The sequence below is a fragment of the Polyangium jinanense genome, from assembly GCF_028435365.1.
In genome coordinates, this window is the sequence record NZ_JAGTJJ010000019.1 from 132,968 (window position 1) to 152,618 (window position 19,651).

At 71.3% G+C, this 19,651-nt stretch carries 9 protein-coding genes; 6 read left to right on the forward strand and 3 right to left on the reverse strand.

The genetic code is table 11. The features are described 5' to 3' along the window. Window positions 1-37 precede the first annotated feature (37 nt). The 4 genes from KEG57_RS27575 to glyA all read left to right on the forward strand — a co-directional run bounded on the left by KEG57_RS27575 (window position 38) and on the right by glyA (window position 5,543). Window positions 38-2,050, forward strand: a complete 2,013-nt coding sequence (locus KEG57_RS27575) for an ABC-F family ATP-binding cassette domain-containing protein (RefSeq protein ID WP_272419078.1) — start codon at window positions 38-40, stop codon at window positions 2,048-2,050. Further along, window positions 2,047-2,805, forward strand: a complete 759-nt coding sequence (locus tag KEG57_RS27580) for a glutaredoxin domain-containing protein (protein ID WP_272458906.1) — start codon at window positions 2,047-2,049, stop codon at window positions 2,803-2,805. Before KEG57_RS27575 ends, KEG57_RS27580 begins: the two co-directional genes overlap by 4 nt. Window positions 2,806-2,934: 129 nt before the next feature. Continuing rightward, the gene (locus KEG57_RS27585) at window positions 2,935-4,272 is read left to right on the forward strand and encodes a dihydrolipoamide acetyltransferase family protein (RefSeq protein WP_272458907.1); all 1,338 of its coding nucleotides are present in this window, start codon (window positions 2,935-2,937) and stop codon (window positions 4,270-4,272) included. 5 nt (window positions 4,273-4,277) lie between these two features. Beyond that, window positions 4,278-5,543 carry a serine hydroxymethyltransferase gene (gene glyA, locus KEG57_RS27590; RefSeq protein WP_372518261.1) on the forward strand — a complete coding sequence of 422 codons (1,266 nt, stop codon included), beginning with the start codon at window positions 4,278-4,280 and terminating at the stop codon, window positions 5,541-5,543. 90 nt (window positions 5,544-5,633) lie between these two features. On the opposite strand, the gene KEG57_RS27595 is transcribed toward glyA, so the two are convergent. Next, window positions 5,634-6,452, reverse strand: coding sequence for a hypothetical protein (locus KEG57_RS27595; RefSeq protein ID WP_272419070.1), 819 nt, complete (start codon window positions 6,450-6,452; stop codon window positions 5,634-5,636). Between the two features lie 210 nt (window positions 6,453-6,662). Here KEG57_RS27595 and KEG57_RS27600 point away from each other — a divergent pair, with 210 nt between their 5' ends. Next, on the forward strand, window positions 6,663-6,956 hold the full coding sequence (locus KEG57_RS27600; RefSeq protein WP_272419069.1) for a hypothetical protein: 294 nt from the start codon (window positions 6,663-6,665) through the stop codon (window positions 6,954-6,956). A 124-nt stretch (window positions 6,957-7,080) separates the two neighbouring features. Further along, window positions 7,081-7,698 (forward strand): hypothetical protein, encoded by a 618-nt coding sequence (locus tag KEG57_RS27605; RefSeq protein ID WP_272419067.1) that lies wholly within the window; start codon window positions 7,081-7,083, stop codon window positions 7,696-7,698. A 181-nt stretch (window positions 7,699-7,879) separates the two neighbouring features. Here KEG57_RS27605 and KEG57_RS27610 read toward each other — a convergent pair whose 3' ends face one another. Both KEG57_RS27610 and KEG57_RS27615 read right to left on the reverse strand, forming a co-directional pair. After that, window positions 7,880-8,218: an HU family DNA-binding protein gene (locus tag KEG57_RS27610; protein ID WP_153818780.1), complete on the reverse strand. Its 339-nt coding sequence runs from the start codon at window positions 8,216-8,218 to the stop codon at window positions 7,880-7,882. Window positions 8,219-8,541: 323 nt separating this feature from the next. Continuing rightward, on the reverse strand, window positions 8,542-19,647 hold the full coding sequence (locus KEG57_RS27615; RefSeq protein WP_272458909.1) for a tetratricopeptide repeat protein: 11,106 nt from the start codon (window positions 19,645-19,647) through the stop codon (window positions 8,542-8,544). Window positions 19,648-19,651: the final 4 nt, after the last annotated feature.

Here is a 19,651-nt window from a genome sequence, read left to right on the forward strand (position 1 = left end):
CGGGTGCCCCCCGCCTTACATGCTAAGACTGCCGGCCATGACCGTCCTTCAGGTCTCCGGACTCGGCTTCGGGTACGGCGCAAATCAGCTCTTTCAGGGGGTGACGTTCTCGCTCGCCCCGGGGGAGAGGGCCGCGCTCGTGGCGCCGAACGGCGCGGGAAAGTCCACGCTCATGCGGCTGATCGCGCGGGAGCTCGTCCCGGACGCGGGCTCGGTCGTGATCAAGCGGGGGACGCGGGTCGCGTACGTCCGGCAGTCGCACGAGCTGCCGAAGGTCGGCACGGTGCTCGAAGCGTTCCTGTCGGGGTTCGACGAGCTGCTCTCCTTGCGGAAGGAGCTCGACGAGGCGTCGCACGCGGCCGCGAGCGGGACGAAACAAGCGCTCGATCGGCTGGCGACCGCGACGGACAAGTACCACCTGGCGGGCGGGGACGCGCTGGAGCGGCGGGTGGAAATGCTCGCGGCGCACCTCGGCTTCTCGCACGAGGACATGGGCCGCGCGCTCGGGAGCCTGTCCGGCGGGGAGCGAGGGCGGCTGCACCTCGGCGTGGCGCTCGCGAACACGCCGGACCTGATCTTGCTCGACGAGCCGACGAATCACCTCGACATCGAGACGATCGCCTGGCTCGAGCGGCACCTCGCGGGTCTGCCGAGCGCGATGCTCGTGGTTTCGCACGATCGCGCGTTCCTCGACGCGCTCTGCCCGATCACGATGGAGCTCGGGCGGCGGAGTTTCCGCGTGTATCCGCTCGCGTACTCGCGATACGCGGAGGCGCGGGAGGAGGATCTCGAACGGGAGCGCGAGCTCGCCGAACGGCAGGAGGCGTTCGTCGCGAAGACCGAGGAGTTCATCCGGCGGAACATCGCGGGGCAGAAGACGAAGCAGGCGCAGAGCCGGCGGAAAATGCTCGACAAGATGGAGACCGTCGACCGGCCGGAGGACGTGTGGGCGCGGGCCGAGAAGGTCGCCTTCCGCTTCGTGCAGGCGCCGCGGAGCGGGGACATCGTGCTCGACGCGCGCGGGCTCGCGGCAGAGCGAGGCGGGCGGCAGCTCTTTTCGGACTTCGATTTGCTCGTGCGTCGCGGGGAGCGGATCGGGATCCTCGGGCAGAATGGGTGTGGCAAGTCGACGCTCTTGAAGATCCTCGCGGGCCGCGGCGCGGAGGACGATCAGGGCGAGGTCAAGCGCGGGACGAACCTGTGCGAGGGGTACTTCGATCAGCACCTCGGCTCGCTCGACCCGAACAAGACCGCGGTCGAGGAGATCCGCAGCGTGCGCGGCGACATGAACGTCGACGCCGCGCGGCAGTACCTCGCGCGGTTCCGGTTCTACGGCGACGACACGCTGCGCAAAGTGGAAGGTTTTTCCGGCGGCGAGCGGAGCCGGCTCGCCCTGGCCAAGCTCCTGCTCGAACCTCGCAATCTGCTCTTCCTCGACGAGCCGACGAACCACCTCGACATCCCGGCGGCCGAGATCCTCGAAGAGGCGCTCGCGAGCTTCGAGGGATCGGTGCTGCTCGTGTCGCACGATCGCCGCTTCCTCGACGCGGTGACCACGCGGATCTGCGCGTTCAACGGCGGCAAGATCGAGCTCTTCCCCGGCGGATACCGCGACTTCCAGGCGAGTTTGTCCCGGCCGGCCGCGCCACCCGAGGAGGACGACGACGCGCGCGAGGATGAGCGTGCGCAGGATGATGGGCGCTCGAAGCGCGCGGTGAAGCGGAGCGCGTCGACGGTCGTGGCGCAAGCGAAGGGGCCGGAGTCGCCGCTCGACAAGAAACGCGCGTTCGAGGCGGAGAAGGCCGCGTCGCGGGCGCTCGAGCGAAAGCGCAAGCGCGTGAAGGAGCTCGAAGAGGAGATCGCGAAGGGCGAGGCCGAGCTCGGGCGGATGCGCGAGGTGCTCAAGCAGGACCCGGGCGGGGACTGGGAAAAACTCGCGAAGATGGTGGCCGAGGAGCAAGCGCTCGCGAAGCGCGTGGACACGTCGATGACGGAGTGGATGACGCTCGGCGAGGAGCTCGCGGCAGAAGACGTGGGGAGGACGGCGTGAGGCGCCTCCGCGCCGTGGCGATGCTCGCGCTCGTCACGCTGGCGAGCGCGGCCGCGTGCTCGACCAAAAAGGAAGACGACGGCACGACGCCGCTCGCGACGACGGAGGAGCTGCCGGCGCTCGCGATCGGCGAGGACACGCCGAACCTCCTGCTCACGTGGATCGACGAGAAGGGCGACATGCACGTGGAGCTCAAGCCCGCGGACGTGCCGGCGGAGGGTCGATCGCTCGTGCGTGTCGTCGTGAGTGATCGCGAGGAGGGCACGAAAAGCCTGTTTTACGTCGTCGATCTGACGAAGAAGCGCGAGGACGGGACGTACGCGGCGCGGACGATGACGCGGCGCGCGTGGGAGTCCGAGGTGGAGAAGCGGCGGAGCGCGTACCTCGCGAAGATCGCCCCGCCTCCGCCGCAGCCCTCGCCGACGGGCGCGCCGAGCGCGGCGCAGGGGCCGAAAAAGGCGGACGAGCCGCCCGTCGTGGCCTCGGATCTGACGGTGATCGTCTACGGCGCGGACTGGTGCAAACCCTGCCACCAGGCGGAAGATTATTTGCGCTCCAAGGGAGTGCGCGTCGTGAAGAAGGACGTGGAGGCGAGCCCCGAGGCGGCCCGCGAGATGCGCGACAAGCTCGACAAGGCGGGCCAGCGCGGGGGCAGCATCCCGGTCATCGACATCCGCGGGCAGATCCTCGTGGGCTTCAGCACCCACGCCGTCGACCGCGCGCTCGCGAAGGCGTCCGCCGGCACGGCGCTCTGACAGCGGAAGAAGCCCAAGATCGTCGCTCTGCGCGTGCGCCCACGTTGCCCTCGCCAGGCGCCGGGCGTATACGAGCGGCCCCCCCGCAAGCCGGACCCGAAAGCGCGGGGATTTCCAGGAGCGAACTCCATGATCGACGTAGTCATGCCCCAGCTCGGTGAGAGCGTGGCCGAGGGGACGGTGACCAAGTGGCTCGTGCGTGTAGGCGACTTCGTGGCGCGGGAGCAGCCGCTCCTGGAGGTCGCGACGGACAAGGCCGACACCGAGGTCCCCTCGCCTACCGCGGGGCGGGTCGCCGAGATTGATGCGCCCGTAGGGGCGGTGGTCCCGAAGGGCGGGCTGCTCTGCCGCATCGACGAGACGGCGACCGCCGGCGCAGACGTGGTGCGCCCCGTCATCCCCGCGCCGGCCGAGCCGCAGGCGCCGAAAGAGACGAAGGCCGAGGCCGCGGCGCAGCCGCTCGGTTCGCCCTCGACGCGCAAGCTCGCGCGTGAAGAAGGCGTCGATCTGAGCCAGGTGCAAGGCACGGGCGAGCACGGGCGCATCACGCACGACGACGTGCGCCGCGTGGCCCATGCCACGCCCCCGCCGGCGCCTGCCGCGCCGGCGCCTGCCGCGCCTCCGCCGGCCCCCGCGGCCGTGCCCGTCGCGCCGATCGCAGCCGCGCCGGAGCTCGCGCAGCTCGTGCAGGCGGGCGGCGGGTTTGTCCCGCCGATCCCGGGTGTCGGGTACGGCGCGTACAAGGTGCCGCCGTACACGCCGCGACCGGGCGACGAGGTCATTCCGTTCTCGCGCCGCCGCCGCATCACGGCCGATCACATGGCGTACTCGAAGATCACGTCGCCGCACGTGGTCACGGTGGCCGAGGTCGATCTGCAGGCGACCACGAAGCTGCGCGAGCAGCACAAGGATCGCTTCAAGAAGGAGGGCGTGCCGCTCACGTTCCTCGCCTTCATCTGCGCCGCGACGGTCCGCGCGCTGCGCGAGCACCCGCACCTCAACGCGCGCGTGCTCGACAACTCCTTCGCCGTGCTCAAGGAGATCAACCTCGGCGTCGCCGTCGACACGCCCGGCGGCCTCATCGTGCCGAGCATCAAGCACGCCGATCAGCTCTCGCTGCGGGGCGTCGCGGCGCAGATCGACGATCTCGCCACGCGCGCCCGCGCCAACAAGATCACCGCGGACGACCTCGCCGGCACGACGTTCACGGTGAGTAACCCCGGCCTCAAGGGCAACCTCTTCGGCGGCGCGATCATCTCGCAGCCGAACGTGGGCATCTTGCGCATGGGCGAGATCAAGAAGCGGCCTGTCGTGGTGACGCGCGACGGCGAGGACGTGATCGCCATCCATCCGGTCATGTACATGGCGCTTTCGTACGATCACCGGATCGTCGACGGCGTGCTGGCGAACTCGTTCCTCTGGCGCGTCGCGGATCTTCTGAGCCGCGGGGAGTTCGAAGTCGGATGACTGCCGTGACGACCAAACCCGAGGGCCATCGCCCGCTGTCCGAGGTCGATCCCGAGATCGCCGAGCTCATCCGCCGCGAGGAGCGCGCGGAGGCCGACACGATCCGGCTCATCGCGAGCGAGAACTACGTCTCGCGCGCGGTCCTCGAGGCGACGGGGTCGGTCCTGACGAACAAGTACTCGGAGGGCTACCCGCACAAGCGGTACTACGAGGGCCAGCAGCAGATCGATCAGGTCGAGGAGCTGGCCAAGAACCGCATGAAGCAGGTGTTCGGAGCCGAGCACGTCAACGTGCAGCCCTACTCGGGCAGCCCCGCGAACCTCGCCGTCTACCTCGCGTTCGTGAAGCCCGGCGAGACGATCATGGGCCTCGGCCTGCCCGCGGGCGGGCACCTGACGCACGGCTGGAACGTCAGCATCACGGGCAAGTTCTTCACGAGCGTGCCCTACGGCGTGCGCGCGGAGGATCACCGCATCGACATGGACCAGGTGCGCGAGCTCGCGAGGCAGCACCGGCCGAAGCTCATCTGGTGCGGCACGACGGCCTACCCGCGCACGCTCGACTTCCCCGCGTTCCGCGCCATCGCGGACGAGGTGGGCGCGATCCTCGCGGCGGACATCGCGCACATCGCGGGGCTCGTCGCGGGCGGGGCGCATCCGTCGCCGATCGGGATCGCGGACGTCGTGACGATGACCACGCACAAGACGTTCCGTGGCCCGCGCGGCGCGGCGATCCTGTGCAAAACCGAGCACGCCTCCGCGATCGATCGCGCGGTGTTCCCCGGCCTGCAGGGCGGTCCGCACAACCACACGACGGCCGCGATCGCGGTCGCCGCGCGCGAGGCGATGGAGCCGTCGTTCAAGCAGTACGCTGCGCGCGTGGTGGAAAACGCGCGGGTGCTCGGCGAGGCGCTGGAAGCGAAGGGCTTCCGGCTCATCACGGGCGGCACGGACAACCACCTCCTGCTCGTCGACATGACGCCGAAGAACATCGGCGGAAAGCCGTACGCGAAGGCGCTCGATCGCGCAGGGCTCGTGGGCAACTACAACGCGATCCCGAACGATCCGCGCAAGCCCATGGATCCGTCGGGGCTCCGCATCGGCACGCCGTCGATCTCGTCGCGTGGCATGGGCCCGAAGGAGATGGGGCTCATCGCGGGGTGGATGGCCGAGGTGGCCGACCATCCGCAGGACGAGGCGCGCATCGCGCGTATCGCCGGCGAGGTGAAGGAGCTCTGCACGAGCTTCCCCGCGCCCGGCATCCTCTCCTGACAAACAGCCGCACAAAACACCACGGGGGCGCCGCTCGATCCGTCGAGCCGCGCCCCCGCGCTTTTCGCCTCGATCCGAGGCTACGTCATTTCACTTCGAGTAGAGCTGCGCCGCGATGACGCCCGATCCACGCGTCGCCTTGATGACGTACTTGGCCTGCCCCGCCATCGGCCACGGCCACTTGTAGCAATTGCCGCCGCCGCCGAGCGAGGCCTGCTGGCCGCTGCCGCTGTCCTGCGCGAGGACCGGGCTCATGCCGGGCACGGGCGTCGTGGCGACGAGCTGGATGTCGACCTCGCTCGGCCCCGCGCCGACGGCGAGCACCGTGTAGCACTTGCCCGGCTGGAGGTTGACGGGCTCCTCGAGGATGCTGCCCTCGGAGAAGTTCGCCGCGGCGACGTTGCCGTCGCGCTGCATGCCCGGGGCCGACTGCTGGGCGAACGCCGTGAGCGGCAAGGTGGCCGCGCCGGCGAGGTTCGGGTCGATGCGCTGCGCCTGCGCGCCGCTGCTCGTCTGGGTCGTGCCGCCCGTCGTCGTGGTGCCGCCCGGGGCGGGGAAGCCGGGGATCGTGGGGAACTGGAAGCCGCCCGGCTGCTGCGTCGTGCCCTGCGGGGCCGGCTGCTGAGGCGCCGGCTGCTGCTGCGGGTACGGCTGTTGCTGCGGGTACGGCTGCTGCTGCGGATACGGCTGCTGCTGCGGGTACTGCCCCTGCGGGTACTGGCCCTGCGGGTACTGCCCCTGCGGGTACTGCCCCTGCGGGTATTGCCCCTGCGGATACTGCTGCTGCTGGTAGGGGTTCTGCTGGTTTGCGGCCGTCTGGGCCGGCTGAGAGTCGTCGGACTTCTCGCAGCCGGTCGCAAGCGCGAGCGCGACGAGCAGCGCGGACGAGATGACGATGGTTCGATTCAAGGCGACCTCCTCGGGAGTCGGGCGAATGCTGGGTCCTACCCTATCAATCAACGCGGGCAGCCCGTGAAACTTACGACTGCCTTCCCGACGGATTGGACGGGCGTCAAGCAACAGCGGATCGGCCAAAGCCGTTTTTCGTCCCCACGCTCCCTCGCCCGCCGCGCACCAGGCCCCTGCCCGCCTCAGCAAAGTAACTTTAAATACTTGTTCATGAGCGACAGGAGCGGGGGGTCGAAGGGGACGGACGTTCCGCCCGGAACGTTCGGGCGCTGGTTCCTGGACGAAGAGCTCAAGCCAGGCGCGGGGATGGGGATCGCGGCGGAGCGCGCCGAGTACCACCTGTGTCGGGCCATCGCGAACCTCGAGCGCGGCATGCTGCGCGAGGCGCTCGACGACGCGAACACGGCCGCGCACCTCGACGCGTCGCTCCGAGCCCGCGCGCTCATCGTGGCCCGCATCTGCATCCAGCGAGAGATGGAGGAGCTCGGCGTGCCCGTGCGATGACCGAGGCGGAAGCCGCCCCGAGCGGCCTCATCGATTGTGGCCCCGCGTAGGCTTCGGGTGTATGAGCGCGACTCTGTCTCGCGCGGCGCACCTCTTGCGCCCCTCGAGCCTCGAGGAGGGTCCGATGACGCGTTCGATGGTGTGCATGGGGGCCGCTGCGGCGGCCGTGTCGATGATGGTCGTAGTGATGTCGGCGGGCTGCGGCAGCGAGCCCGAGACGCCGCCGCAGCCGGGTCCGGACGCCGGCTTCATGCCCCCGCCGCCGCCCCCGCCGCCCCCGCCTCCCCCGCCCCCGCCGACGGTCGCGGCGTGTGATTCGGTGCAGTCGCTGGCGCTGACGACGATGGTGGAGGGGCGCGGGAAGGTGGAGGCGCCCGGCATGAAGCCCGAAGGTGGGCAGCTCTGCATGGTGGTGCCCGAGGGGCAGACGGCCTCGACGCCGACGATGATGCTCGAGCCGGGCTTCTGTTACACGGTGATCGGGCAGGGCGCGGGCGGCGTGACGGAGCTCAACCTGGCGCTGACGCTCGACATGGCGACGGCGCTGCCGGCGCAGCTCGGCGCGCTCGCGGCAAACCCGACGCTCGCGGTGGATCAGGAGGCGGGTGCATCGGCGTCGATCGGCCAGAAGACGAGCTGCTACGCGTGGCCGTGGCCGGTGCCGGCGATGGTGAAGGTCAACGCGACGGCGAAGACGGGCACGGGGCCCGTGGCCATCCAGGTCTACAAGAAGAAGAAGTGAAGCGTCCCGCGGCGGCGCGGCTCTCCATCGGGTGAGGGCCGCGCCGCGCGTCGGCCCGGCGAATGGTTGGAGCCCCAAGGTTCGCGGGCTCGTTTTTCGAGCGCACAAAAAACGAACGGCCCACGCGCATCGCGAGGGCCGTTCGTCGCGCGCTGCTGCCGCGACGGGGAGCAGCGGTTTATCAGGCGAGAGCGTCCTTGATCGCCTTGATCGGGCGCGCACGCACCGACTTGCTGGCGGGCTTGGCCGGGAAGGTCATCGGCTGCTTGGTGAAGGGGTTGATGCCCTGGCGTGCCTTCGTCGCCGGCCGCTTCACCACCCGGAACTTCGCGAAGCCCGGCAGCGTGAAGACGCCCGACTTCTTCAGCTCACGGTGCCCGACCGTGACCAGAGACTCGAGCACACTCTTGACCTGCTTGCGGGAGATCTCGTCCCCAGCAGCCTCCGTGATCGCCTGGATCAGAGCGCTCTTGCTCAACGACTTCTTCGCCCCGCCCCCAGCACTCTTCTTGGTCGCCATTGCAAATTCCTCCGAGCTCCGCGTCGCGCGCGACCCCTCGCCGCGCGCTCAGCTCGGGTGAACCATACACGGCGTGCGTCGCGAAAAAAGCGAAATCTTCGGGGGGAAATAGCGATTTCGCCGCGGAGAGTCGCTCTACCAGGCGGTGAACCGGCCGAAAGAGGGGCGAGCAGCCGAGGAGAAGGACCACAAAAAGGCCCGAAAACCGCCTGAAAACAGGCCTCGGCGAGAGTTCGGCGCAGCAGCGGGGATGAAGGAGGAGGAGGGCGCGCGCCGCGGGGGTGTGCGGCGCGCGGTTCCAGAAGGGCGGAAAATGAGCCGGATCAGCCGCTCGCGAGCTCGTCCGCGAGGTCACGCGCGGCGTCGAGGTTCGCGTCCTCGGCGAGAGCCTTCTCGACGAGGAGGCGCGCCTTGCCGCGATCCCCCTGCGCAACCGCGAGCCTTCCGAGGTGGAAATACGCGAGCGCGCGGCCTCGCGACGTCGTGCCCTCGGCCGAGCCCGGCGTCGTGATCTTCATCATCGTGACCGCACGAAGCGCGCGCGAAGCGACGTCGTGCTCGCCACGATCGACCGCGAATTGACCAAGCTCGAGCGCGATCTCGGCGCTGGCCGCGTCGTTGTCGAACGCCTTCGAGAGCTGCTCGAACGCGGCGTCGTCGTTGCCCGACGCGCGCTCGACGTGCGCGAGCGCGCGGTGCGCAGCCGCGAGCGTCCTCGACCGACGGCCCTCGTACGCGGCGACGGCGTTCGTGGCGAGCGGGCGCGCCTCGTCGACGCGACCCGCCGCGACGTACGCCTCGGCGAGCACGATGACGGGCTCCCACGCGTCCGGCTGCCGGCGACGCGCATCCTCGACGAGCTCGACCGCAGCGCTCGCGCCCTCGGGCGTCGCGAGGAGCAGGCGCGCTGCGTGGAGCAGGAGCTCGACCGCGGCCACGCCCTCGACGTTCGCCGCCGCCGAAGCGATCGAGGCCGCCGCGAGCTGGTGATCACCCATCTCGCTTTGAGCCCCAACGAGCTCGGCGACGAGGGCGCGATCGAGCGGGTCGATATCGAGCGCGCGCTTCAGGATCTCGATGGCGCCCGGGAGATCCTGCTCCTTGTCGCGGAGGATCGCGGCGGCCTTGCGGAGGCAACCGACGCGGTCTTCCTTCGAGGTCCGGCCCTCGGCCTCGATCTGGTAGACGTCCGCGACCTTGCGGAAATCCTCCCGCGACTCGAAGCGCTCCTTCAGCTTGACGCCGAGGACGGTGCTCGTCTGGAACGCCCGGTAACCCGCTTCGAGCGCGCGATCCACGCCGTCCTCGTCGCCCTGCTCGGCGCGGATCGCGGCGAGCCGCTGCGCCGTGGCTTCCGCAGCCTCGCCCTTCTCGGCGCCGAGGAGTTTTTCGAGGGCGTCCGCGAGCTCCGAGGGATCCTCGGCCTTCTCGCAGATGCGCACGATGGAGCGCAGCGCGTCCAGATTCGTCGCGTCCCAGTCGAGGATGCCGTGGTAGGCGTCGCGGGCGCGGGCGGACTCGCCTTGCTGTTCGAGCAGCGCGCCGAGCCGCATCGAGAGCGACGCGACGCCCACCGTGTCCTCGCGATCCTTGGCGAGGTCGATGCGACGCTCGAGGAGCGAGGCGAGATCCTCGAAGCGACCCGCGGCCGAAAGCAAGTCGGAGAGCAGCGTCGCCGCCTCCTCGTTCGCGGGATCGTCGTCGAGCAACTCCGTGAGGGCCGAGATCGCCTCGTCGGCGCCGCCTTCACGCTTCTGCGCGAGGCGCGCGCGTTCGAGGCGCATGCGCGAGCGATCCTCGACCGTCTCGAGCAGCGGGACGACCTGCTCGATGAGGCGACCGAGGGACTCGTCCTCGCCGAGGCTCCGGTAGAGATCGGCGAGCGGACCCCAGAGGTCGCGATCGGCAGGCTCACGCTCGAAGAGCTCGGCATAAAGCCGCGCGGCTCCGGCGAGGTCGCCGAGTTTGTCGCGAGCGATCGACGCGGCCGCGAGCAGGTGGCCTCGCTCATCGCCGGGGGCGGACACGCGCGCGGCGCGCTCTTCGAGGGCACGCGCCTCGGCCCAGTCCTCGGCCGCGGCGCGCACCTTGGCGAGCGCGACGAGGGCCCAGAGGTCGTCCGAGGTATCGGCGACGCCCTCCTCGCGGGTGAGCGCGCGCCGCAGGACGGACTCGACGAGCGCCGTGTCCCCGAGCCCCTCGGCGACGGAGACGGCCTCGCGGTAGAGGTCGGCCCCGCGCTCGGGCGCGAGCAGGACGAGCGCGTCGACGAGCGCACGGGGGCGCTCGTGCTTGCGCGCGAAGCGCTCGAAGACCGGGGCGATCAGGGCCGCGTTCTCCTCGCGCTGAAGGCCGAGGCGGAAGATCGCCTCGGCACGATCGGGCGACGCGTCGAGCGAGAGAGCACGCTCGAGCGCGGGCACGCCGCGCGCCGCGCCGCCGGGCTCGCGCAGCGCGAGCTCGGCGAGGCGGTAGAGGCCATCGGCCAGCTCGGCCGGCGGAGCGCTCTCGCTCGCGGCAGCGATCCGCTTTTCGAGCAGAGCGATCTGCCCCTCGCGATCACCGCGCTGCTCGCAGGAGGCTTCAAGCGCGCGCCAGACCTCGTGGATCCGGCGATCGCCCGGCCGCTCCAGCAAGAGCGCCTCGGCGCGCCGGAACGCCTCGTCCGCCTGGGCCGCGTCGCCCCCCTCGCCGGAGAGCGCACGACCGAGGTGGAGGAGGAGGTCGACGAGCGGAGGATCGACGGTCGTCGCGGCGACGAGTTTACGCAGAGCGTCGAGGTACCTCTCGACCGCGCCGAGGCGGCGAGCAAGCCCGAGCGCCGAGCGATGCGCGTCCGCGGAGGTCGGCCGCACGGCGAGCGCGCGCAGCCATAGCGAGAGCGCGTCCTCGGCGCGGCCGAGGTGCTGCTCGTAGAGCGAGGCGAGCTCGGCGAGGACGGGCGCCGTGGCCGCCGCGTCGCCGCCCGCGCCCTCGAGCCGGAGCTCGAGCGCGCGCGCGAGGAGCGCGTGGTTCTGACGGCCGCGGAGGGCGCGCACGAGGCGATCGGCCTCGTCCGGGCTCTCGCGCGAGGCCTCGAACGCGGACTCCACGTGCTCGGCCGAGCGATCGGGATCGCCCTGGCGATCGGCGATCTCGGCGAGCGCGATGAGCACCTCGGTGCGCGTGACGGCGGGCGTGCCCTGCTCGTCGCGCAGGCGCCGCACCATCATGAGCAGCGAGCGGTACGTGCGCTGCGCCCGATCGAACTGGCCCTCGTCGAAGGACAGGCGCGCGAGCGCGAGCAGGATCTCCGGGTGCGTCGGGTCGATCTTGAGCGCGACGTCGAGCTCGGCGAGCGCGGCCTTGCGATCCCCCGACGACAGGAAGACCCGCGCCAGGTAGTAGTGCACGATCGCGCGGTCCTTCGGCCGACGGCTGCCGTACGCGTCGATGATCTGGCGAAGGATGTTCGAGGCCTCGTCCGAACGACCCGCGGCGCTCAGCGCGTCGCAGAGCGAGAGCTTGATCGCGCGATCGTCGGGCGTGAGCTGTGCCGCCTGCTCGAGCAGCGGGACGGCCGCCTCCGGCTTGTTCCGCTTCGAGAAGTGCAGATCGGCGGCCTCGCGAAGGAGGGCCGTGCGCTTCGCGGCGTTCTCGGTGTGCGCGGCCTCGATGGCGATGAGCTCGGCGAGCGGGCCCCACGCCTCCGCCTCGCGGTAGAGGACGGAGAGGCGAGCACGAAGCGGCGCCGGGTCGGCGACGCGGCCTTGTGCCTCTTCGAGGCGCTGCTGCGCGAGCGCGGGCTCGCCCGAGGCGATGTAGGCCTCGGCGAGGCGCAGGACCGGGTGCGGCGAGGCGTCGGCCGGCGCGTCCGTGCAGATGGTCTCGAGGACCTCCGCGGCGGCCGCGTGATCGCCGCGCGCCGTGAAGAGGCGCGCGAGCGCGTCGAGCGAGGCCATGTCGCGGTACCGCGCGGCACGGCGGTAATCGCTGATCGCGCGGGGGAGATCCCCGACGCGCGTCTCGGCGATGATGGCGGCCCGTCGCCACAGCTCGGCGGCCGCCGCCGTGTCGCGATCGGCCTCGCGTCGCGCCGCCTGATCCTCCCAGAGCGCCGCGAGTGCGCCGTGATCACCACGCTCGCCGAAGAGCTCGGCGAGTTTGTCGACGGTGGGCGCGTGCGAGGGGCTCTCTTCGAGGTTCTTGCGGAGCGACCCGATCGCGCGATCCGCGTCGCCCGACTCGACGAGCAGGAACGCGAGGTCGACGCGCAGATCGACGCGCGCGAGGACGTCGTCGGTCACGGAGATCTGGCGCTCGCGCAGGGTGAGGAGCTCGGCGCGGCGCCCCTCCTTGCGATAGAGCTCTTCGAGGCGCGAGCCGACGAGCTCGTCGGTCGGATCCTCGCCGAAGAGCTCCTCGTAGATCGCGATCGCCGGCTGCGCGTCGGAAATCTCGGCGGCAGCGAGGCGAAGCGAGCGGCGGCGCGAGGACTCGAAGGGCAGCTTCGCGCCGTCGAGGCAAAGCGCGACGACACGCGCGAGGTCACCCTCGTCGCGGCAGATGCGCACGAGGACGTCGAGCGCCCACGCGGCGAAGGTCGCGGCCTCGCTGAGCGGGTCCGAGCCCTCGCCGAGCCAGCGCGCTTCGGCCTTCTGAAGCATGGCCTCGGCGATGCTCTTCGCGAGGCTCGGGTCGCCCACGTGGTCGCTGGCGACCGTGACGGCCTCGCGGTGGAGCGGGAGCGCGTCCGCGGAGACCTCGCTGAGGCGCAGCAGCGCGTCGACGAGGGGCTTGCCGGGCGTGTGACGACGCAGCTCGACGAGCGCCGCGAGCATCTCGGCGTTCGTCGGGTCGTACGTGAGCGCGCGCTCGATGGCGATCTCGGCGGCGCGCGCGTCCCCGCGGCGATCGCGGTGCCAGAGCGCGACGCTCCACCAGAGGGCCCGCGCGACGTCGGGTGGGACATCGCCTTGCGCCTCGATCGCCGGGAACGCGTCGGCCACGTCGGCCCAGCGGTCCGCGGTCGCGGCGAGGCGCAGGACCTCGGCCGAGAGCTCGGGCGTCTTCACCGCGGCAAACGCGCGCCACACCGCGTCGAACGCCGCGGAGGGGTCGCTCCGGCGGTGCTCGTGCAGCGACGCGGTCTCCGTGAGGATCGCCGTACGATCTGCGGCGGACGTCGCGGCGGCGAGGCGCGGCTCGAGCAGATCGATGGTGCGCTGCCAGTCGCCCGAGGCCGCATACGCGGACGTGAGCACACGGACCGCGGCCGCGAGGATGGGCCGACGCGCCTCGTCGTCGAGGTCGATCAGCGAGAGCAACGATTCGAGGCCGGAGAGCGCGAGGCCACCCGGATCGGCGCAACGAATCGCGGCCTCGTAGCTTGCGACGGCCTCGGCCCACTGCCCGGTGCGATCTCGCTGCACGTCACCGAGGCGGCGGTAGAGCTCCGCCGCGCGGGCGACGTTGGTCCCGGCCTCGTCGGCCTGCGTGGCGCTCGTGCGGAGCAACTCCACGAGATCGGGCCAGCGTGCTGCCTTTTCGAGGAGCCGGGCGAGCGCGTCGCAGCTCTCGTCGTCGGCATCGAAGCGGGCGCGCACGCCTTCCCACACGGTGATCGCGCGGGCCACGTCGCGGAGCTCCTGGTCGCAGATCGCCGCGACGCGCACCAGATCCTGCCGCGCGGCATCCCCCTCGGTGAGCTCGGCGCGGCGCTCGAGGACCTCCGCGAGCTCGCCGAAGCGGCTCTCGGATTCGAGGTCGAGCGAAAGGCCGCCGAGCGCGTCGAGGTCACGCGGCTCGTCCGCGAGGCGAGCGCGATACGCCGCGATGGCGCGCGGTTTGTCGCCGAGCTCGCTCGACGCGATGCGCGCGACCTCGAGCAATGTGGCGCGGCGCGCGTCGGGATCCTTTTCGAGGCGCGCGAGCCGTTCGAGGACCTCGCAGCGCTCCGCCGAGCGACCCTCCTCCGCGAGGAGGCGCTCGAGGTCACGCGCAGGCCCGACCACGAGCTCGGGGTGCTCCGGTTCGAGCGAGAGGATCGTCCGGCCGAGATCGATCGCGCGACCGCGATCGCCGAGCTTCTCGACGTAGATCGCCGAAGCGCGCGAGAGGAGTTCGATCTTGAGCGCGCCCGGGGCGCCCTCGGAGACCGTGACGAGGACCTCGGCGAGCCGATCGAAGCGATCGACGCGCGCGGCGAGGCGTTCGAGCTCGACGCGGTGGCTCGGCTCGGCGGGCTCCAGCGCGACGAGCGCGGCGAGGCTCTCCAGCGCGCTCGCCGGGTCGTCGAGGACATCGGCGCGCAGGGAGACGATCTCGCGCAGGAGCGCGCCGCGCGCGGTCGGATCGACCGCGGCTTCGAGGCGGACGGCGAGCACGCGCGCGAGGTCCTCGTGGCGCTCCTCGTTGCGGTAGCGCCGTTCGAGGACGACGGCCGCGCGCTGGCGAGCCGTGTTCTCGGCCTCCGCGCTCGGCCGGATCGAGAGCGGCTCGGCCGAGCCCGTGGCGGCGAGGACCCGCTCCAGGAGGTCGAGCGCCTCGGCACGCGACGGCTCGACGGAGAGCATCTCCTCGACGACGCGGAAGGCGGCGTCGGGCTCGGCGACGCCGTCGAGCCACAACGTGGCGATCCGCGCGCGGAGCTTCTGCGCCGCCTCGACGTCGAGCGAGGCGAGCTCGTGCGAGAGCAGATCGATGAGCGGGCGGTGACGGCCGAGGCGCTCGTAGAGCCGCTCGAGCGAGGTGCGGATCTTCTTGTCGCGCGGCTTGAGCGGCAGGAGCTGCTCCAGGTACTGCACGGCGCGATCCGGATCGCCTGCGAGGTCCTTCGCCGACTCGGCCGCGTCCTCCAGGAGCTCGACGCGCGCGAACTTGTCGTCAGTGCGCTCGATGGCCTGGTCGTAGAGCGAGAAGAGGTCCGCCCAGCGCTCGTTCTGGTTGTACGCGAGCTTCAAGCGCTCGAACGCCCAGAGCGCGTCGGGAGCGACGTCCACGACCCGACGCAGGAGCTTCATGACGGCGTCCTGATCGTCGAAGAAGAACTCCTCGTGATAGTCGACCGAGCGCCGCCCGAGGTCGTCGAGCGTGTCGGGATCGAGCTCGCGCACGGAGTCGGATTCGAGCTTCTTGCGGTAGGCCTCGGCGACGAGGTCGGGCCGATCGGCGTCGCGGCCGAGCTGCTCGGCGCGATCCCACAACGCGGCGTCGTAGGGCAGCTCCTCGACCGCACGCACGGCGAGGTCGAGGGCGATCTCCGGCGCGGCGCCGGGCCTGTCGAGCAGCCGCGTGAACCAACCCGCGCGGAGATCCACGAGGTCACTCGCGTCCGCGGGCGTCGCGATGAGCAGCTTGAGGATCCGCGCCGCGATCGACTCGTCGTCCGTCGTGTCGCAGGCGCGCTCCAGCAGCTCGGCTGCGCGCCGGCGGGACTCGGGCCGCGCGAGCGCACGCTCGAGGAGCACGAGCGCGCCCTCGTTGCCCGGCTCGGCTTCGAGTACCGGCTCCACCGCGGCGAGCGCCTCGTCCACGCGGCCGAGACGATCGAGCAGAAGCGTCGCGAGCTCGAGCTCGAGCGCCGTCCGCTCCGCGCCCTCACGCAGATCACGACGCGCGGCCATCATCGCCGCTGCGCCCTCGACGTCGCCGACGTCCAGAAGGAGCCTGCCGCGCGCTGCGAGCGCCGCGTCGTTTTGCGGATCCTGCTCCAGCACGCGGGCGTAGAGGTCCGCGGCCGCGCGCGGATCCTTGAAGACGTTCTCCTCGGCCGCCGCCCACGCGAGCAGCGCCTCGATGCGACGATCGCCCTCGGCGCGCTGCAGACGGAAGCCGAGCACCCAGCGGCGATCCTCGAGCCGCGCCTGCGCAGGCGGGCTCCGATCGAGGAACGCCTCGAACGCCTCGACCGCGGTCCAGGGGTCGGACGCGCCCTGGATCATGCTCCGGTACGCCGCCGCGGCGTCCTCCTGGCGATCGGGGTCGGCTGCGAGCACACGCGCCCGCGCCGCCTGGAGCGCCTCGCGCGGACCGACGTCGAGCGCGCCCTCGTCCGCGAGGAGCGCGTCCGCCGCGCCCACGAACCGCGTCGTGGCCTTCGCGTGGATGGCCGCGTCCTCGAACGCGAGCAGTTTGTCCGCGCGCTCCGCGGCGTCGGCCGCGGTGCGGAAGAGGACCTCGTAGACCGCGGGCAGCTTTTCCCACGCCTCGGAGCGGCGATAGAGATCGACGAGCCGCTCGGCCGCCTCGCGATCGTCGGCCGAGAGCGCGAGCACGCGTTCGAAGAGCCGCTCGGCGAGCGCGCCGTCTCCACCGCCGTCGGCGAGGTCGCCGGCGCGCCGGTAGTCCTCGATCGCGGCCGCCGTGTCCCCGAACGCCTCGGCCTTCAGCGCGGCGAGGTGTTCGAGCCAGCGCGCCTCGGCGAGCGGGCCGTCCGCGGTCGAGATGCGCCGTTCGAGCAGCACACGATAGAGATCGTTGTCGCCAGCTTTCCGAGCGAGCTCCGCGATCCGATCGAGCGTCTCGTCCGAGAGCGTGGTGCCCTCGTCAAGGAGGCTCCTGTAGTGCTGCCGTGCGCGCTCGATCCACCCACGCGACGCGGACAGGTTCGCCATGCGGAGCGTGATGGCCGCACGCTCCTCCGCGTCGGCCGCGCGCTCCACGCCGGAGGCGAGCGCCGCGTAGAGGCCCTCTGCATCCGAGCCTTCCTCCAGCACGTCGAGCAGCGCCTCGTACGCGCCCCGATCCCCCGCATCCTCTTCCAGCGCGCGACGGTACGTGGCCGCCGCCGCTGCGAGGTCACGCAGACCGCGACGCTCGATCGTGCCGATCGAGTGGAAGATCTGCCGGCGCCGATCCGGATCCGTCGTCGCGGCGAGCGCGCCCTTGTAGAGCGCGAGCCGCTCCTGCGCGTTGCCGTGCTTCTGCAGCAGGGCGTCGATGCGCGTGATGAGGTCGGGCGACGACGGCTCGAAGGCGAGCGCGTTCCGGAACACGGAGAGCGCGCCGACGAAGTCGCCGTAAATCGCGAGCGCCTCGCCCGTGGCCTTGGCGAGCTCCGCGATCGCCGGATGATCGACGTTCCGATTGCCGAGGGCCTGGATCAGGATGCCCGCGCGGCGCGCGGCGTCGTCGCCCGCGAGACGCTCCACGACCGACAGCCACTCGGGCACGTCGTCGGCCATGTCGTTCGTCGCGATGCGCAAGCCGAGGCCCGCGAACTGCAACGCGCGCTTCGTGTCTCCGAGATCCCCCTCCGCGAGCTGCGCGGCCTCACGCAGCGCAGCGAGCCGATCGGAGGCCTCCTTCGCGACGTCGCCGCGCACTTCGAGGATCTTGAGCAGGCCCTGCGCGGCGCCCTCCTCGCGGTAGATCGGTTCGAGGACGTCGGCCGCGCCGAGCCGATGATCGCCACTGCCGAGCATACGCTCCACGGCCTGACGGCACGTCTTGTCGGAGCGATCGAGGTCGAGCGCCTGGCGATACGCGTCGAGCGCGCCCGCGCCGTCGGCGAGACGGCTGAGACGAACCTGCGCGAGCTTCGCGAGGATGGCGATGCGCTCCTCCGACGGCGCGAGGCCCGCCTCGGCGTCGAGCGTCTGCGCGAGCTCCTCCCACCGCTGCTCGCGTTCGAGCAAGGGCAGGATGCGCGCGTGAATCTCGCGCGTCGGTCCGTACGTCTGGAGGAACCTGCGCCAGCCGTCGAGCACCGCGCCGAGATCATTCGAGCGCGCGGCGCGGAGATCGGCGGCGCGGAACGCGAGGTCACGCGCGGCTTCCCTGTCGGTCTCGAGGGCTGCGCGACGTTCGAGGACATCGGCCAGCGAAACCTCGTCCCCCGCGGCCTCGTAGAGGCGTTCGAGCGCGGGCAAAGCGTCGCTCTCGAGCGACGTACCGACGAGCTTCCGGTACGCGGCGATCGCACCCGGTGCATCTCCGAGCGTCTCCTCGCGCAGTCGCGCGAGCCGCTCGGCCGCGCCCGCGCGCGCGTCCGGCTCGGGCTCGATGTCGCTCAGACGATCGAGCGCCGCGGCGAGCGCGCTCCAATCGGAAGCCTGCTCGCATAGATCCACGAGGGCCCGCGCCGCGCGCACGCCCGCGTCCTCCGCGAGCCCCGCGTCCACGGCGCTCTGGAACGATGCACGCGCGCGCTTCGGATCCCCCGTCTCCAGGAAGAGCTCGCCGAGGTCGGCGGCGATCTTCGCCCGCACGAGCGGATCCTTCGCGCCGGCCGACGCGCGCGTGAGTACGCGCGTCACGTCGAGCCTGCGATCGAGCGCCGCGCCGATCGAGCGGTACCGCGCGCGCACCTCGTCGTCGTTCGGATCGACCGTGAGGATGCCCTCGTAAAGCGTGAACGCGGCGCCGAGATCGCCGAGGTGCTGGTACTGCAAGGCCGCGAGCCGCTTCTGCGCTTCGAGCCTCCGCGGGCCACGCACGCTGTCGATCTGGATCGTCAGCATGCGCGCGGCGTCCTCGTACTGCTCGCGCGACATGAACACGTTCTCGATGGCGGCGGCGGCGCGCGCGGCGAGCGTCTTGTGCGTGAGGAGCTGTTCGCACGTGCGCCACGCGAGCTCGCTGTCGGGGTTCTTCTTCAGCACCTCCTCCGCGTGCGGCAGCGCCTTCTCGATCTCGTGCAGGCTGACCGAGTAGAGCTCGATGGCCTGTTCACGCAGCGCGAGGAGATCTTCCTCGGCCGGCGGCGGGTCGGCGGCGATGGCTTGCTCGTAGAGCTTCGCCACGTCGGCAAAGCGGCCCGCGGCGATGAACCGCTCGGCCATCGCGTTGCGGCTGTCGGCGTCGGTCGGGTCGAGCCGGAGGATCTGCTGGTGGAGCTTGAACGCCTTGTCCTCCTCGCCCGGGAGCGCGGCGAGGATCTGCACGGCGGCACGGAGGAACGCGAGTTGCTCCTGTTTGTCCGGCCGGTGCGCCGCCATCTGCGTGTACAGCTCGGCGAGCTTCGTCCAGTCCTCGCGGTCGCGCAGGATGGCTTCGAGGCGCTGGAACGCGTCGACGTTGCCCGGCGAGAGCTGCATGACGCGCTCGAGGTGCGGCTGCGCCGTCGCGCCGTCGCCGGCGTAGTCGACGAGGAACGCCGAGGCGCTGAGCAACAGCTCGATCTGCGCGGCCGGCTGCAGCAGGCGAATCTTCCGGTCGCGGCAAATCGCGTCGTAGGCAGCGGCGAGCTCGGCGATGCGGTTGTCGCGATGTGCCGCCTGATGGAGCATGTCCCAGAGCTCTCCGGGGCTCGCGCCCTTCGCGAGGGCCTGAGCGAGCAAATCCAGGAGCGCGGGCTCGTTCTCGATCGTCTGTTCCAGGGCCGAGGCAACGGTGTCCAGCTGCGGTACGGCGCGACCGGTCTTCGATTCCTGCATGTCCCTTCCCGAGCCGCCGGGGAAAATCGGCGCGGCGGAGAACGTATCAAGGATCGTTCGGACGGATCGCATTGAT